The organism is Baekduia soli (assembly GCF_007970665.1).
GTDB classification, from domain to species: Bacteria; Actinomycetota; Thermoleophilia; order Solirubrobacterales; family Solirubrobacteraceae; genus Baekduia; species Baekduia soli.
The window spans coordinates 3,383,032-3,398,414 of record NZ_CP042430.1; the positions used below are offsets into that span (position 1 = coordinate 3,383,032).

The window sequence follows — 15,383 nt, forward strand, 5'->3', positions numbered from 1 at the left end:
CCGGCGGGCGGCGGCTCAGGCCAGCAGCCCGACGAGGCGCGTGTTGCGCCGCGATGCGTCGACGCGTGCCAGCGCCTGCTCCAGCGCGCCGTGCTCGGCCACCACGACACAGGCCGTCTGGCTGCGCGTCACGGCCGTGTAGAGCAGGTTGCGGGTGAGCATCGGCGCGTGGCCGCGGGCCAGCGCGATGACGATCGCCGGCGCCTGCGAGCCCTGCATCTTGTGGACCGAGCAGGCGTAGGCCAGGCGCAGCGTGCCGGTCTCGTTGCGGTCCAGCGTCAGGCGGCGGCCGTCGTCGCCGACCAGCGTCAGGGTGCCGCGTCCCGGATCGTCGTTGACGATGACGCCGATCTCGCCGTTGTAGAACGCGCGCTCGTGGTTGTTGCGCGTCTGCATGATGCGGTCGCCGAGGCGGAACGCGGTGCCCTTGACCGCCCGCCCGTCGGGGTTCAGCCGCTCGCGCAGTTCGGCGTTGAGCGCGTCGATGCCCACGGGGCCGCGGTGCATCGGCACGAGCACCTGGAGGTCGGCGACCGGGTCGAGGTCGTAGTGGGCCGGCAGCCGGCCGACGGCCAGCGAGACGACCTCGTCGAAGACGGCCTGCGCGCTGTCGCGCTGCACGAGGAAGAAGTCGCGCAGGTCGTCGGGCTGCGCCCGCGTCGGCGGGGCCTCGCCGCGGTCGATGGCGTGGGCGGCGCGGATGATGAGCGAGCGCGCGGCCTGGCGGAAGACCTCGGTCAGCCGCGTGGACGGCGCGACGCCGGAGGCGATGAGGTCCTCGAGCACGCGGCCGGGGCCGACGGGCGCCAGCTGGTCGACGTCGCCCACCAGCAGCACGTGGGTGCGGGGGCCCACCGCGTCCAGCAGCGCCGCGGCCAGGCGCACGTCGAGCATGGAGGCCTCGTCGACGACGAGCAGGTCGACGCCGGTGAGCGGGTCGCCGGCGTCGCGCAGGAAGCCCTCGCCGGGCGACCACTCCAGCAGCCGGTGGATCGTCGTCGCCTCGGCGCCCGTCGTCTCGCTCAGGCGCCGCGCGGCCTTGCCCGTCGGGGCGCACAGGCGCACCGTGCGCCGCTGGGCGCGCAGCAGGTCGACGAGCGCGCGCATCGTGGCCGTCTTGCCCGTCCCGGGCAGGCCGGTGAGGATGGACAGGCGGTGCTCGGCGGCGGCCTGCACGGCACGCCACTGCGTGGGGGTGGGCGGGTGCTCCTGGTCGGGATCGGGAACCTCGGGGACCTCGACGTCCAGCGTCGGCGGGGCCTGGGCCAGCTCGAGCACGCGTTCGGCGAGCCCGCGCTCGACCCGGTCCATCCGCGGCTCGATCACGCGGTCGCCGTCGAGGACCAGGCCGGCGTCGGGCAGGCGCGCGGTCACGACCGGCGCGGGCAGCTCGAGCAGCCGCGTGGCGCGGGCCAGGAGCTCCTCGCGCCCCAGGAAGCAGTGGCCGTCCTGCTCGGCGGCGCGCAGCGCGTGGTGCAGCCCCGCGTCGATGCGCCCGGGGTCGTCGGCCGGCGTCCCGAGAGCTCGGGCGACCGCGTCGGCGGTGGCGAAGCCGATGCCCTCGACACGGGCCAGCGCGTAGGGCTCGGACTCCAGCAACGCCAGGGCGCCGCCGCCCAGCGCCTTCATGACGCGCGCGGCGACGGCCTCGGGCACGCCGTGCTCGGAGAGCACGAGCCGCAGGGCGCGGCCCCCGGCCTGCTCCTGCCAGGAGGCGACGGCGGCGCGCAGCCGGGCGCGGCCGATCCCGGGGACCTCGCGCAGGCGCGCGCCCGGGTCGCGGTCGACGATCTCGAGCACCTGGTCGCCGTGGCGCTCGACGAGCCACTCGGCGCCGCGTGGTCCGACGTGCGTGACCGAGGCCAGCAGGGCGCGCAGAGCGTCGTCGCTGGCCGGCGGGCCGATCCGGGCGTGCTGGACGTGCAGCTGGCGCCCGAACCGCGGGTGGTCGCGCCAGGTCCCGTCAACCTCGACCGTGTCGCCCTCGTGGAGGTGCCCGATCGCCCCGGTGAGCACGAGCTCGGCCCCGTCGTCGCCCAGCGCCGCCAGCACCGCGAACCCGCCGTCGTCGGCCCGCCAGCGCACCGCGACGATCTCGGCGGCGAGGCTGGTGGGTTCCGGCACCCGTCGAGGGTACGCTTCGAAGCCGACTGAACGAGCGGAGGCGACACGCGATGGGCTTCATGGACAAGGCGAAGAAGCTGGCCGAGCAGGCCCAGCAGGAGGCCAAGGACGGCACGCTCAAGCAGCGGGCCAAGGCGCTGGCCGACCAGGCCCAGCAGAAGCTCGACGAGGTGCAGGGGCAGTTCAACGAGCGCCAGCACGGCGGCGCGGCGCCGGCTCCGCCCGCGCCGGCGACGCCGGCCGCCGACGCGGCGCCGGCGGCGGCGGCCGAGCCCGTGGCGCCCGAGACCGTCGACGCGGTGCGCGAGGCGTCCGAGGGCGCGGCGGACGCCCCGCCGGCCCCCGCCGACGTCGACCGCAGCGCCGACGCGCCCCCGCGGGTGACCGGCGGGGATCCCCTCGCCGGCTGATCCTGGGAGAATGGGACCCGTGGCCGGCCTGGGCGCCATCATCACCGCGATCGTCACGCCGTTCGACGACGACCTCAACGTCGACGAGCAGGCGTTCGTCGACCTGCTGCACCACCTCGCGGCCCACGGGTCCGACGGGTTCGTCGTCTGCGGGACGACGGGCGAGGCCTCGACGCTGACCGACGAGGAGCACCTGCGCGTCGTCGAGCTTGCCGTCCAGGAGCGCCCGCCGGGCGTCTCCATCTCGGCGGGCGCGGGCTCCAACGACACGCGCCACGCCGTGCACCTCACGGAGCGCGCGACCGAGCTGGGCGTCGACGCCGTGCTGAGCGTGACCCCGTACTACAACAAGCCCAACCGCCGCGGGATCGTGCGCCACTACCAGGAGGTCGCGCGCGCGACCGACCGGCCGATCATTCTCTACAACATCCCGTCGCGCGTGGTCGTCGACGTGCCCAACGACCTGCTGGCCGAGCTGGCCCAGATCGAGCACGTCGAGTACGTCAAGCAGGCCAACAACGACAACCTGGCGCCGGTCGACGGCCTCGGGCTCTACGCCGGCAACGACGAGATCCTGCTGCGCACCCTCGAGCTCGGGGGCTGCGGCGGCATCTGCGTCGCATCCCACCTCGTGGGCGACGAGATGCGCCGCATGGTCGACGAGCCCGAGCGCCGGGCCGACATCGACGCTTCGCTGCGCGACGTCTACGCCGCGATGGGCGTCACCACCAACCCGATCCCGGTGAAGACCGCGCTGGAGCTGACAGGCCGCCCGGTGGGCGGTCTGCGCCTGCCGCTGGTCGAGGCCGACGAGGACGAGCGTGAGCAGATCCGCGTCGTCCTCGAGCGCCACGGCCTGCTGGCCTCTGCCGGGACGTCCTAGGAGAGCATGGCCAAGAGCAAGCTGCGAGTCCTCCCGCTGGGTGGACTGGGCGAGATCGGCAAGAACATGACCGTCGTCGAGTACGACGGCTCGATCGTCGTCGTCGACACCGGACTGCGGTTTCCCACCGCCGAGCAGGTGGGCATCGACCTCGTGCTGCCCGACTTCACGTACCTGCGCGAGCGGGCCGACGACATCGAGGGCATCGTCATCACCCACGGCCACGAGGACCACCTCGGCGCCCTGCCGTGGATCCTGCGCGAGCTCGGCACCGACATCCCCGTCTACGGCGGCCCGCTGACGATGGCGATGGCGCGGTCCAAGCTCGACGAGCACCGCCTCAAGGACACCGACCTGACCGACGTGCGGCCGGGGGAGACCCTCGAGCTCGGGGCGTTCGACATCGAGCTGATCCACCTGACCCACTCGATCCCGGACATGATGGCCGTGGCGCTGACGTGCGACGTCGGCACGATGCTCATCACCGGCGACTACAAGTTCGACCAGACGCCCGTCGACGGCAAGCCCGCCGACGTCAGCCGCCTGGCCGAGCTGGGGCGCGAGGGGCTGCTGCTGCTGTGCGGCGACTCCACGAACGCCGACCGGCCGGGCTTCTCGCCCAGCGAGTCGGTGGCCGGCCCCAACCTCGAGGCGGTCTTCGGCCGCTGCGAGGGCCGCATCGTGGTGACCTGCTTCGCGTCGAACATCCACCGGGTCCAGCAGGTCGTCGACGCGGCCAAGGTCCACGGGCGCCGGGTCGTCCTCGTCGGGCGCTCGATGCGCAAGAACATCAACATCGGGCGGATGCTCGGGCACATCGACGTCGAGGACGGGACGTTCGTGCAGCCGCGCGAGGCCCGCGACTTCCCCGACCACAAGCTCGTCATCGTCTCGACGGGCAGCCAGGGCGAGCCGCTGAGTGCCCTGCGCCGGATGGCCCACCGCGACCACCCGCAGGTCGAGCTGCACAAGGGCGACACCGTCGTGTTCGCCGCCACGTCGATCCCCGGCAACGAGCGGGCCGTCAACGACACGATCGACCGGCTCTACCACATCGGCTGCGACGTCATCACGGCGCGCGACGCGCCGATCCACGCCTCCGGCCACGGCTACCAGGAGGAGATCAAGCTGATGCTCAACCTGACCCGGCCGAAGTACGTGATGCCGTTCCACGGCGACTACAAGCGCATCCACCTGCACGGCCAGCTGGCCGAGTCGGTGGGCGTGCCCGCCGAGAACGTGTTCAAGGGCGAGAACGGGCTTCCGCTGGAGCTCGACGGCGACGGGGCGGCGTTCGGCAGCCGGGAGCGCGCGGGGATGATCTACGTCGACGGCGTCGACATCGGCGATCCCACCGACGTCGCGCTGCGCGACCGCCGGATGCTCAGCGCCGACGGCATCTTCGTCGTCGTGGCCACGATCTCCGAGCAGGACGGCTCCTCGGTCGCCGACCCGGAGATCATCTTCCGCGGCGTGCCCTACCCCGAGGACGCCGAGGGCCTGCTCGGCGACATCCGCGGGGCCATCACGCAGTCGCTGGAGAAGGCGGCCCGGGAGGAGATCCGCGAGGTCGACCTGCTCCAGCAGGTGCTGCACGACGACCTCGCCAAGTTCGTCTACGACCGCCTGCGCCGGCGGCCGATGGTGCTGCCGGTCGTCGTGGAGGTCTGAGGCCCGGGCCGGGCGACGCACGTCGCCCGGCGGAGCCTCGGCGCGGGTCCGGCCCCCTGGGCCGGTAGCCGCCGAAGGAGCCGGCCCCCCGGGCCGGCGCTCCTCAGTCGCCCGTGTCGTACTTGAACGAGATGCTCAGGCGCACCCGGTAGCTCGTGATCTGGCCGTTCTCGATCGTCACGTCCTCGCGCGTGACCTCGGCGACGCGCAGGTCGCGGACCGTGTTGGCCGCGGTGGCCACCGCGGTGCGCGCGGCCGCCTCCCACGACTCGCTGCTCGTGCCGATGACCTCGGTCACCCGGTAGACGCTGTCGGCCATGGGGCCTCCTTCCTGGGGGTGTTCGGGACAGCTGGTATCAGCTGCCACGAGCCTCGCAGAACCGGAGCCCCGTGACCAGGTGATGTCAGCGTGCGGCGCTGCCCGCCGGCCGGCGGACCGCGAGCGGGGCGACGGGGCCGTCGGGCGCCTCGCCCGACCGCGCCAGCGACGGGAGCGTGACGACGAAGCGCGCGCCGCCGGTGGGCGGGGACTCCAGCACGACGTCGCCGCCGTGCGTGCGGGCGACGGCGCGCACGATGGACAGGCCGAGGCCGACGGAGCCGCCACGGTCGCCCTCGCCGCGCACGAAGCGTTCGAAGGCCGACTCGCGCAGCTCGGGCGGGATGCCGGGCCCGTCGTCGGAGACGGTGAGCGTGACGTGGTCGCCGTCGCGCCGCACGGCCGCGGTGACGAGCGTGCCGGGCGGCGTGTGCTGCACCGCGTTCTGCAGGAGGTTGAGCGCCATGCGGTGCAGCTCGTCGCGGGCGCCGTCGACCATCGCGGCGCCGCTGGTCTCCACGCCGAGGAGGTGGTCGACGGCCACGGGCTGCAGCTCGGCCGCCGCGTCGATGACGACGGCGGCCAGGTCGGTCGGCTCGTGGGGCACGTCGCGGTCGGCGTCGGCGCGGGCCAGCAGCAGCAGGTCGCCGACGAGCCGACGCATCCGCTGCGTCGAGCGCAGGGCCGAGCGCGCCGCCTCGCCGCGCTCGCCCTCGAGCACCTCGCAGAGCAGCTCGAGGTTGGCCAGGACGCTCGTCAGCGGCGTGCGCAGCTCGTGGCTGGCGTCGGCGACGAACTGGCGCTGACGCACCAGCAGCGCCTCGGTCTCCGCGCGCGAGGACTCCAGCGCCTGGAGCATCTCGTCCAGCGTCTGGGCCAGGACGGCGACCTCGTCCTCGGTGCCGGGGATCGGAACGCGGCGGCTGGGGTCGCGGGTGGCGCCGATGTCGCGCGCGGTCTGGGTCAGGCGCGCGATGGGCGCCAGCGCGCGGCGCGACAGCATGAGCCCGAGCGCCAGCGCGATCCCGGAACCGCCGAGGACCCCGAGCAGCAGGAAGAGCCGGACGCGGCTCACCGTCGCCTCCACGTCGGAGATCTCGCGCGCGTACTGGACCGTGACGGGGATGGGCGGGAAGGTGGCGCCGCGCGGCGGGTTGACGATCTTCAGCGTCGTGTTGCGGGTCTCGACGCGGTAGCCGTTGACCGTGTCGGTGCGGTTGACGGCGATGCCCGGCAGCCCGAAGTTCGGCGCGTGGCGCGTCTCGGCGATGATGGTGCCCGAGTCGGCCTTGAGCACCCGGATGACCGCGTGGTTGGGCGCCGCGTAGGTCGCGATGCTGTTGCCCACCACGATGTCGCCGCTGTCGTAGTCGAGCTGGAGCTGGTCGCGCAGGTCGTCGACGGCGGCGGCCATCTCATTGTTGAAGTCGCTGCGGATCCGCGACGCGGTGAGCTGCCCGATGACCAGCGCGAACCCGCAGAGCACCAGGAACGTCAGCCCCCCGGTGAGGAGGGCCAGGCGCCAGCGGATCGAGAGCGAGTGCAGCAGCGGCATCAGGCGCGCAGGACGTAGCCCGCACCTCGGATCGTATGCAGCAGGCGCGGCTCGCCGCCGGCCTCGAGCTTGCGCCGCAGGTTGGAGACGAAGACCTCGATCGTGTTCGTCGTGGCGAACGGGTCATAGCCCCAGACGTCCTCGAGCAGCCGCTGGCGCGGCACGACGATCCGCTCGTTGCGCATGAGGTACTCGAGCAGCTCGAACTCGCGCTGGGTCAGCTCGACGGTGCGGTCCGCGCGCCGCACCTCGTGGGTGTCGGGGTTCAGCGAGAGGTCGGAGACCACGAGCGAGGCCGAGCCGCGCGGCGGCCGGCGGCGCAGCAGGGCGCGCAGGCGCGCGAGCAGCTCCTGGCGCTCGAACGGCTTGACGAGGTAGTCGTCGGCGCCGGCGTCCAGGCCCTCCACGCGGGACTCCAGCGCGTCGCGCGCGGTGAGCATGAGGATCGGGACGTCGTCGCTCTCGCGCAGGCGGCGGGCGACCTCCATCCCGTCGATCTTGGGCAGCCCGAGGTCCAGGACCACGAGGTCGGGCACGAAGTCGCCCGCAGCGCCGAGCGCGGTCTCGCCGTCGGCCGCGATGCGGGTCTCATAGCCCTCCAGGCGCAGCGAGCGCTGCAGGACCTGCGCGATGTCGTCGTCGTCCTCGACGATGAGGACGCGTGCCTGCCGGTCGTGGCCGTCGATCACCCCTCGATGGTAAGGCCAACCCTCAACGCGAGGTCAAGGAGCGGGGCGCAGGGGAGGGGCAGGGACGCGCGTCGCGGCGTCGAAGGGGGTCCCCCGAACCATGGCCGCCACCCGCACCTCATCGCCGCGCGGGCGCAAGCCCGCGCCCAAGTCCAAGACCGCCTCGCGACCGCCCGCCGCCAAGCGCAAGGCGCGTGCGCGCCGCTCCTCGGCGACCTGGGCGCCGCGGCTGCCGGTCATCGAGCAGCGCCACCTCGACCTCTTCGGCCTGGCGCTCGTGGCCTGCGGGGTCTTCCTCGTCTTCCCGCTCTACCTGCACTGGGACGGCGGCCGTGCCGGCGACGGCGTCGTCAGCGCGCTCGCGCTCGCGGTGGGGGCGCTGCGCTACGTCGCCCCGCTCGGGCTCATCGCCGCGGGCGCGATCGTCGTCCTGCGGCCCGTGCTGCCCAGCGTGCGGCCGTTCCGCTCGGGCGGCGTCCTGCTCGTGCTCGCCCTGGCGCTGATGCTCGCCGCCGGGACGCTGGGCCTCGGCCCGTCCGGCGTGCGTCACGGCTACTGGCACGAGGCCTTCCTGCGCGAGCGCGGCGGCTACCTCGGCGACCTGCTGCTCTACGTCACCTCGGGGCTCATCGGCGCGATCGGCACGCACATCCTCGCGCTCTTCCTCTTCCTGGCCGGCGTGCTGCTGGTCACCGGCGCCTCGGTGGCCGGCCTCCTGAAGGCCACGGGCACCGGCGTGGCCGACACGACCCGCGTGCTGCGGGCGGCGCCGGAGCAGCTCGGGCTGCGCCGCCCGGCCGCCCCCGCCACGGCGGCCGGCAGCGCGATGACCCGGCGCCCGCGCGTCGAGGTCCCCGAGTCCGACGACGACGAGCTCGTCGTCAAGGCCACCCACGTCGAGGCGCCCGCGCTGGACGGCGAAGAGCGCTACCCGGACCTGTTCGGCCCGGGGCCGGAGGGCGACGAGCCCGACGAGGAGCCGCGGATCCGCCGCCGCACGCGACGCGAGCCCGAGGACGCGCCGGATCCCGAGCCCACCGCGGAGGAGGCGGCGGCCGACGCGGCCGCGGCCGACGCGACGATCGAGGCGGCGCCCCTGCCCGCCGCCGACGAGGAGGCCGGACACGAGCCCCACCAGCTCGACCTGTCCGACGTCGCGCGCCGTGATGACGACGAGGACATCGAGTACGTCGTGCCGGACGCCCGCGTGCTCAAGCGCTCCACCGGCGACCAGATCCGCCCCGACACCAGCGGCAACGAGAAGGTCGCCGCGTCGCTCGTCGAGGCGCTGAGCCACTTCAACGTGGAGGCCAAGGTCGTCGGCACGGTCTCGGGCCCGCACATCACCCGCTACGAGCTGCGCCTGGCGCCCGGCGTCAAGATGAGCAAGGTCGCCCAGCTCAAGGACGACCTCGCCTACGCGCTGGCGGCCACGGAGATCCGCATCCTGGCGCCCATCCCCGGCAAGACCGCCGTCGGCATCGAGGTCCCCAACCGCGACCGGCGCGTCGTGCACCTGGGCGACGTGTTCCACAAGCGGCCCAAGGACCACTCGCCGCTGACCGTCTGGCTCGGCAAGGACGTCTCGGGCAAGGCCATCGGGGCGGACCTGGCCAAGATGCCGCACATCCTCGTCGCGGGCACGACCGGCGCGGGCAAGTCGGGCTGCATCAACGCCATGCTGAGCTCCATCCTGCTCAACGCCACGCCCGACGAGGCGCGGCTGGTCCTCGTCGACCCCAAGCAGGTCGAGCTCAACCACTACGAGGACGTCCCGCACCTCCTCACCCCGGTCATCACCAGCCCGCGCCAGGCGGCCAACGCCCTCCAGAACCTCGTGCGCGAGATGGAGTGGCGCTACGGGATCATGGCCATGAAGCGCACCCGCTCGCTCATCGAGCTCAACAAGGTGCGCGAGGAGGAGGGCGACAAGCCGCTGCCCTACATCCTCTGCGTCATCGACGAGCTCGCCGACCTCATGATGGTCGCGCCCGGCGACGTCGAGGACTCCATCATCCGCATCGCCCAGAAGGCGCGCGCGGTGGGCATCCACCTCGTGCTGGCCACCCAGAGCCCGCGCGTGGACGTCATCACGGGCATGATCAAGGCCAACGTGCCGTCCCGGATCGCCTTCGCGGTGAGCTCGCAGACCGACTCGCGCGTGATCCTGGACCAGAACGGCGCCGAGTCGCTGCTGGGCATGGGCGACATGCTGTTCTCGCCCGTCGGGTCCTCCAAGCTGCAGCGCATCCAGGGCGCCTACATCGACGAGGCCCAGATCTCGCAGATCACGCAGTTCTGGGCCCGCCAGGGCGAGCCCGACCTGCGCGCCGACCTGCTCGAGGAGGTCGAGGCGCCGGCCGCCGAGGGCGCGCGCGAGGACGGCGCCGGGATGGACCCCGACGAGGATCCGCTGCTCGCCGAGGCCATCGAGATGGTCGTGGAGATGGGCACCGCGTCGACGTCCATGCTCCAGCGCCGCATGCGCCTGGGCTACACGCGCGCGGGGCGCCTCATGGACATGCTCGAGCGCCGCAACGTCATCAGCGGCTACGAGGGCTCCAAGCCGCGCCAGGTGCTCATCACGGCCTCCGACCTGCCGCGCGTGCTCGCCGCGCTGGCCGAGCGCGGGGGCGACGGCGGCGCGGCCGCGGCGCCCGGCGGGCCGGCGGGCGCCGGCGCGACCGGCGACGACCTGCCCGACGGCGACCGGCCCTAGCCCCACCGCTCCCTAGACTGCGGCCCGCACGTGCCGGAGATCGGGGCCACCCTGCGCGAGGCGCGCATGCGCGCCCGCATCGACATCTCGGAGATCGAAGCCGAGACGAAGATCCGTGCCAAGTACCTCCGGGCGCTGGAGAACGAGGAGTGGGGCCTGCTGCCCGGCCCGGCCTACGTCCGCAGCTTCCTGCGCACCTACGCCGAGGCGCTGGACCTCGACGCCAAGCTCCTGCTCGAGGAGTACAAGCTCCGCCACGAGCGCCCGTCGGACCACGACCTCATGCCCATCGGACCGCCGCGGCACCGCGCCGGGCGCCAGGGCCGCAGGCGCGAGCCGCGCGGCATCCCGCGCTGGGTCATCGTCGGCGTCGTGCTCATCGCGCTGCTCGGGATCCTCTACGCGCTGGGCACGATGACCGGCGGCAGCGGGGACTCGACGGTCTCCACGCCGCTGGTCGACACGACCTCGACGACCGCGGTCCCGCGCCCGCGCACGACCACGACGTCCTCGGCGGCCGCGCGCCGGCGGGCGGCGGAGACGCGCCGGCGCCGGGCGGCCGAGGCCAAGCTGGTCCGCCTGCAGATCGTGCCGACGGGGCCGGGCCCCGTCTTCGTCTGCCTGCAGGCCAAGGGCGCCGGGCTGCGGATCCCCGGGGTGTCGCTGCAGCAGGGCGCCACGAGCGGGACCTACCGCTCGTCGCAGTTCAAGCTGCGCCTGGGCAACGGCAACGCCCGGCTGCGGATCGACGGCAAGCTGCGTGGGGTGGCCCACGCCAGTCCCGTGGCCTACATCATCTCGAAGGGCTCGGTGAAGCGCGTGAACCCGTCCCAGACCCCGTCCTGCGTGCGATGAGCGCCCGCGCGGGCATCGTGGTCACCGGCACCGAGGTCCTCACGGGGCGCGTGGCCGACCGCAACGGCCCGTGGCTGGCCGAGCGGCTGCGCGAGCTGGGGGTCGACCTCGCCCACACCGTGATCGTCGGCGACCGCCCGTCCGACGTGCGCGACGCGCTGGCCTGGCTGAGCGCAGCGGGGGTCGACCTCATCGTCACCAGCGGTGGGCTCGGCCCCACCGAGGACGACCTGACCGCGGCGGTCGTCGCCGAGTTCCAGGGGCGCCCGATGGCGCTCGACGAGGCGCTGGAGGGCCGGATCTGGAAGGTGCTCGAGGGTCTGCGGTCGCGCTGGCCCGACCTCGACGAGGAGGCCATCCGGCGCTCCAACCGCAAGCAGGCGCTCGTCCCCGACGGCGCGACCGTGCTCGAGCCGGTCGGCACCGCGCCCGGCCTGGTCGTCCCGCCCGCGCCCGGCGCGCGCGGCCCGTCCGTGCTCGTGCTGCCCGGCCCGCCTCGCGAGCTGCAGCCCATGTGGGCGACGGCGACCGGCACCGCAGCGTTCCGCGCGGCGATCGCCGACGCCACGGAGTACCGCCAGCACACCCTGCGCCTGTTCGGGATCCCCGAGTCCGAGATCGCCGAGACACTGCTGCGGGCACGCGCCGGCGGCGTCGACCTCGATGCGCTCGAGATCACGACCTGCCTGCGCCGCGGCGAGGTCGAGGTCGTCACGCGCTACGAGCCGCCGGCCCAGGCGACCTACGAGGCCTTCGAGGCCGTCGTGCGCGAGCGCCACCCGACGACGCTGTTCTCCGACGACGGCAGCACCGTCGACGAGCAGGTCGCGGCACTGCTGCTGGCCGGCGGCCGGACCATCGCCACCGCCGAGTCGTGCACGGGCGGCCTGCTGGCCGGGCGGCTGACGGACCGCGCCGGGTCCTCGGCCTACGTGCTCGGCGGCCTGGTCGTCTACTCCAACGAGGCCAAGGCGATGCTGGCCGGCGTGGACCCCGCGCTCATCGAGCGCGTCGGCGCGGTCTCCATCGAGGTCGCCGAGGCGCTGGCCGAGGGCGCGATCGAGGCGCTGGACGCCGACGTCGGCGTCGGGATCACCGGGATCGCCGGGCCCGACGGCGGCACGCCGGACAAGCCGGTGGGCACCGTGTGCTTCTCCGTCGCGCTGCGTGACGGCGACGCGCCGCCGCGGCGGATCACGCGGCGCGTGGTGCTGCCCGGCGGGCGCTTCGACGTGCGCGATCGCTCGACGACGATCGCGCTGCACCTCGTCCGCCGGCTCCTGCGGGGCGAGGCGGACTGAGGCGGTGAGCGCCCGGCTCTTCGTCGCCGTGGCGCTCGGCGGGGAGGACCGGGCCGCGCTGGCCGGCTGGGCCGCCGCGGCGGTCGGCGCCGACGCCGGGCTGCGGGTCGTCGGCGCGGCGCAGCTGCACCTGACCCTGGTGTTCCTGGGCCACCGGCGCCTGGACGAGGTCGCGGCGCTCGCCGAGCTGGTCGCCCTGCGGGAGGGCGCGCCGGCGCCGGCGCTGCGCACGGCGGGCGCGCTGTGGCTGCCGCCCCGGCGGCCCACCGTGCTGGCCGTGGCCGTGGAGGACCTGGGCGGCCGCCTGGAGGCGCTGTACGCCGGCGTGTGGGCCGACCTCGGGGCGCTGGGCCACGAGCCGCCACGGCGCGGCCTGCGCCCCCACGTGACCGTCGCGCGCGTGCGCCGCGGGTGGTCTGCGCCCGCGGCGCCGCCGCACGACCCGCCCGCGCGGGCGCTGCGGGCCGAGGGCCTGGAGCTCGTGCGGTCGCGGCTGGGCGGCGGGCCGGCGCGCTACGAGACGCTCTCTCGCGCCACGTTCGCGGCCGAATCGTGACCCGGCGTGCGCCGTGTGACACGCGAACGTCCGTACGGTCGCTTTCTGTCCGAGCCGACCCCCACACTGGCTCCACTTCCGCGCAGAGAGAGGTTGCACCCGAGCTATGCCCGCCACCGACGAGAAGGCCATCAAGGCCCGAGACACCGCCCTCCACGGCGCCCTGACGCAGATCGAGCGCCAATTCGGCAAGGGCTCGGTCATGCGCATGGGCGATCCCGGGGCCCAGGTCAAGGTCAACGCGATCCCGACCGGCGCGCTCTCGCTGGACCTCGCCCTCGGCATCGGCGGGATGCCCCGTGGGCGCATCGTCGAGGTCTTCGGCCCGGAGTCCTCCGGCAAGACGACGCTCGTCTACCACGTCCTGGCCGAGGCCCAGCGCCTGGGCGGCGTGTGCGCGTTCATCGACGCCGAGCACGCCATGGACCCGCTCTACGCCCAGCAGATCGGGGTCAACATCGACGACCTCCTGGTGTCCCAGCCCGACTACGGCGAGCAGGCCCTGGAGATCGCCGACATGCTGGTGCGCTCCGGCGCCGTCGACCTCGTCGCGATCGACTCCGTGGCCGCCCTGACGCCGCGCGCCGAGCTCGAGGGCCAGATGGGCGACCAGACCGTCGGCCTGCAGGCGCGGATGATGAGCCAGGCGATGCGCAAGCTCGCCGGCAACCTGAACCGCGCGCAGACCCTCTGCCTGTTCACGAACCAGATCCGAGAGAAGGTCGGCGTGATGTTCGGGTCGCCCGAGACCCAGCCGGGCGGCCGGGCGCTGAAGTTCTACTCGTCGCAGCGCCTGGACATCCGGCGCATCGAGACGCTGAAGGACGGCACGGAGGCCGTCGGCAACCGCGTCCGCGTCAAGGTCGTCAAGAACAAGGTCGCGGCGCCGTTCCGCCAGGCCGAGTTCGACATCGAGTTCGGCCGGGGCATCTCGAGCTCGGGCTGCATCCTGGACCTCGGCATCGAGCACAACATCGTCGCCAAGTCCGGCTCGTTCTTCTCCTACGGCGACGACCGCCTGGGCCAGGGCCGCAACAACGCCAAGGCGTTCCTGGACGAGCACCCCGAGATCGCCCGCGAGATCGAGAACAAGGTCTACGAGGCCCTCGGCATCGACCGCGACCTGGTGGCCGAGATCGACCGCGACGCCGTCCCCGAGGGCGTCGATCCCGCCACGGGCGAGATCCGCGCCGAGCGGACGGCCGCCGTCCCGGCGTGACCACGGCCGAGCGCGCGATCGATCCGGAGGCCCGCCTCCAGCACGCGCTCGACCTGTCCTACCGCTACCTCGGCTTCCGTGACCGCACGGTGGCCGAGGTGCGGCGCCACCTCGAGGCCAAGCGCGTCGAGCCGGACACGATCGACCGGGCCGTCGCGGAGTTGTCGGAGCTGGGCTACCTCGATGACGCCCGGTTCGCGCAGCGCTTCACGGAGGACCGGCGCACGCTGGACGTCTGGGGCAACGAGCGCATCGAGCGCAAGCTCCTGGGCGCCGGCGTCGCCCCAGAGCACGTGGCCGCGGCGCTCGGGTCCCGTACCGACGGCGGCGAGCTCGAGGCGGCGCTGACCGTGCTCAAGCGCCGCTTCCGCGTGGTCCCCGAGACCGATCGCGACCGCGACCGGGCGCTCGGGTTCCTCGTGCGCAAGGGCTACGAGCTCGAGATCGCCTATGACGCGATCCGCGCCTACGGGCGGCCGTAGGTGCCCGGGGGCCTGGGCGTCGACCGCGTGGCCACCGCCCGGCTCGTGGGCCGGCGGCCGGAGGAGGGCGACGCGCGGGCCTACGTGCGGGTCTTCACCGACCCGCGCATCGACGAGGAGGCATGGCCGGCCGACCGCCGCACGGCCGACGGCGCCCGCGAGACGCTCGCCGCGTTCATCGCCCACTGGGAGCGGTGGGGCTTCGGGCCGTGGACCGTGCTCGTGGGCTCCGAGCCCGTGGGCTGGACCGGGCTGCAGCACACCCGCGTCGACGGCCGCCCGGAGGTCGAGCTGCTCTGGTTCCTGGACGGCGATCTCTGGGGCCGGGGCTACGCGCCGGAGCTGGCGCGCGAGGCGGTCCGCGTCGCGTTCGAGGTGCTCGAGCTCGACGACGTCGTGGCGTTCACGACGCCCGCCAACACGCGCTCGCAGGCCGTCATGCGCCGCCTGGGCATGGCCCATGAGCGCGACATCGTGCATGGCGGCCTGCCGCACGTCCTGTTCCGGCTCACGCGGCCGGGCGCGGTCTAGACCACCGCGCCGGGCGGATTGCACGCCCGAGGGCGCCGGTACTACGATCCCGCCAGCGAATCACCGGCC

At 74.0% G+C, this 15,383-nt stretch carries 14 protein-coding genes; 10 read left to right on the forward strand and 4 right to left on the reverse strand.

Translation table 11 applies throughout. From position 1 onward, the window contains the following. Nucleotides 1-15: 15 nt before the first annotated feature. Nucleotides 16-2,124 carry an SF1B family DNA helicase RecD2 gene (gene recD2, locus FSW04_RS16085; RefSeq protein ID WP_146921039.1) on the reverse strand — a complete coding sequence of 703 codons (2,109 nt, stop codon included), beginning with the start codon at nucleotides 2,122-2,124 and terminating at the stop codon, nucleotides 16-18. Between the two features lie 59 nt (nucleotides 2,125-2,183). Between recD2 and FSW04_RS16090 the strand changes: the two genes are divergently transcribed. The 3 genes from FSW04_RS16090 to FSW04_RS16100 are packed head-to-tail and all read left to right on the forward strand — an operon-like array spanning nucleotide 2,184 to nucleotide 5,088. Next, the gene (locus tag FSW04_RS16090; RefSeq protein ID WP_146921041.1) at nucleotides 2,184-2,534 is read left to right on the forward strand and encodes a hypothetical protein; all 351 of its coding nucleotides are present in this window, start codon (nucleotides 2,184-2,186) and stop codon (nucleotides 2,532-2,534) included. 19 nt (nucleotides 2,535-2,553) lie between these two features. Further along, nucleotides 2,554-3,417 carry a 4-hydroxy-tetrahydrodipicolinate synthase gene (dapA, locus tag FSW04_RS16095; RefSeq protein ID WP_228430506.1) on the forward strand — a complete coding sequence of 288 codons (864 nt, stop codon included), beginning with the start codon at nucleotides 2,554-2,556 and terminating at the stop codon, nucleotides 3,415-3,417. A 6-nt stretch (nucleotides 3,418-3,423) separates the two neighbouring features. Continuing rightward, nucleotides 3,424-5,088 (forward strand): ribonuclease J, encoded by a 1,665-nt coding sequence (locus FSW04_RS16100; protein WP_146921045.1) that lies wholly within the window; start codon nucleotides 3,424-3,426, stop codon nucleotides 5,086-5,088. 103 nt (nucleotides 5,089-5,191) lie between these two features. Here the strand turns inward: FSW04_RS16100 and FSW04_RS16105 are convergent, their stop codons facing one another. The 3 genes from FSW04_RS16105 to FSW04_RS16115 form a co-directional block, all read right to left on the reverse strand. Beyond that, nucleotides 5,192-5,407: a dodecin family protein gene (locus tag FSW04_RS16105; protein WP_146921047.1), complete on the reverse strand. Its 216-nt coding sequence runs from the start codon at nucleotides 5,405-5,407 to the stop codon at nucleotides 5,192-5,194. Nucleotides 5,408-5,492: 85 nt separating this feature from the next. Next, on the reverse strand, nucleotides 5,493-6,962 hold the full coding sequence (locus FSW04_RS16110; protein WP_146921049.1) for a sensor histidine kinase: 1,470 nt from the start codon (nucleotides 6,960-6,962) through the stop codon (nucleotides 5,493-5,495). Next, a complete protein-coding gene (locus tag FSW04_RS16115) occupies nucleotides 6,962-7,651 on the reverse strand; it encodes a response regulator transcription factor (RefSeq protein ID WP_321167659.1) in 690 nt (229 codons plus the stop codon). Before FSW04_RS16115 ends, FSW04_RS16110 begins: the two co-directional genes overlap by 1 nt. 100 nt (nucleotides 7,652-7,751) lie before the next feature. Between FSW04_RS16115 and FSW04_RS16120 the strand changes: the two genes are divergently transcribed. The 7 genes from FSW04_RS16120 to FSW04_RS16150 all read left to right on the forward strand — a co-directional run bounded on the left by FSW04_RS16120 (nucleotide 7,752) and on the right by FSW04_RS16150 (nucleotide 15,314). Next, entirely contained in the window at nucleotides 7,752-10,370 is a 2,619-nt protein-coding gene (locus tag FSW04_RS16120) for an FtsK/SpoIIIE family DNA translocase (protein ID WP_146921051.1), read from the forward strand. Between the two features lie 30 nt (nucleotides 10,371-10,400). Next, the gene (locus FSW04_RS16125) at nucleotides 10,401-11,225 is read left to right on the forward strand and encodes a helix-turn-helix domain-containing protein (protein WP_146921053.1); all 825 of its coding nucleotides are present in this window, start codon (nucleotides 10,401-10,403) and stop codon (nucleotides 11,223-11,225) included. After that, nucleotides 11,222-12,526, forward strand: a complete 1,305-nt coding sequence (locus FSW04_RS16130; RefSeq protein ID WP_146921055.1) for a competence/damage-inducible protein A — start codon at nucleotides 11,222-11,224, stop codon at nucleotides 12,524-12,526. The genes FSW04_RS16125 and FSW04_RS16130 overlap by 4 nt, the downstream gene beginning before the upstream one ends. Nucleotides 12,527-12,530: 4 nt before the next feature. After that, a complete protein-coding gene (thpR, locus tag FSW04_RS16135; protein ID WP_187368840.1) occupies nucleotides 12,531-13,082 on the forward strand; it encodes an RNA 2',3'-cyclic phosphodiesterase in 552 nt (183 codons plus the stop codon). Nucleotides 13,083-13,188: 106 nt separating this feature from the next. Beyond that, the gene (recA, locus tag FSW04_RS16140; RefSeq protein WP_146921059.1) at nucleotides 13,189-14,301 is read left to right on the forward strand and encodes a recombinase RecA; all 1,113 of its coding nucleotides are present in this window, start codon (nucleotides 13,189-13,191) and stop codon (nucleotides 14,299-14,301) included. Next, nucleotides 14,298-14,783 carry a regulatory protein RecX gene (locus tag FSW04_RS16145; protein WP_146921061.1) on the forward strand — a complete coding sequence of 162 codons (486 nt, stop codon included), beginning with the start codon at nucleotides 14,298-14,300 and terminating at the stop codon, nucleotides 14,781-14,783. The genes recA and FSW04_RS16145 overlap by 4 nt, the downstream gene beginning before the upstream one ends. Continuing rightward, nucleotides 14,784-15,314, forward strand: a complete 531-nt coding sequence (locus tag FSW04_RS16150) for a GNAT family N-acetyltransferase (protein WP_146921063.1) — start codon at nucleotides 14,784-14,786, stop codon at nucleotides 15,312-15,314. Nucleotides 15,315-15,383: the final 69 nt, after the last annotated feature.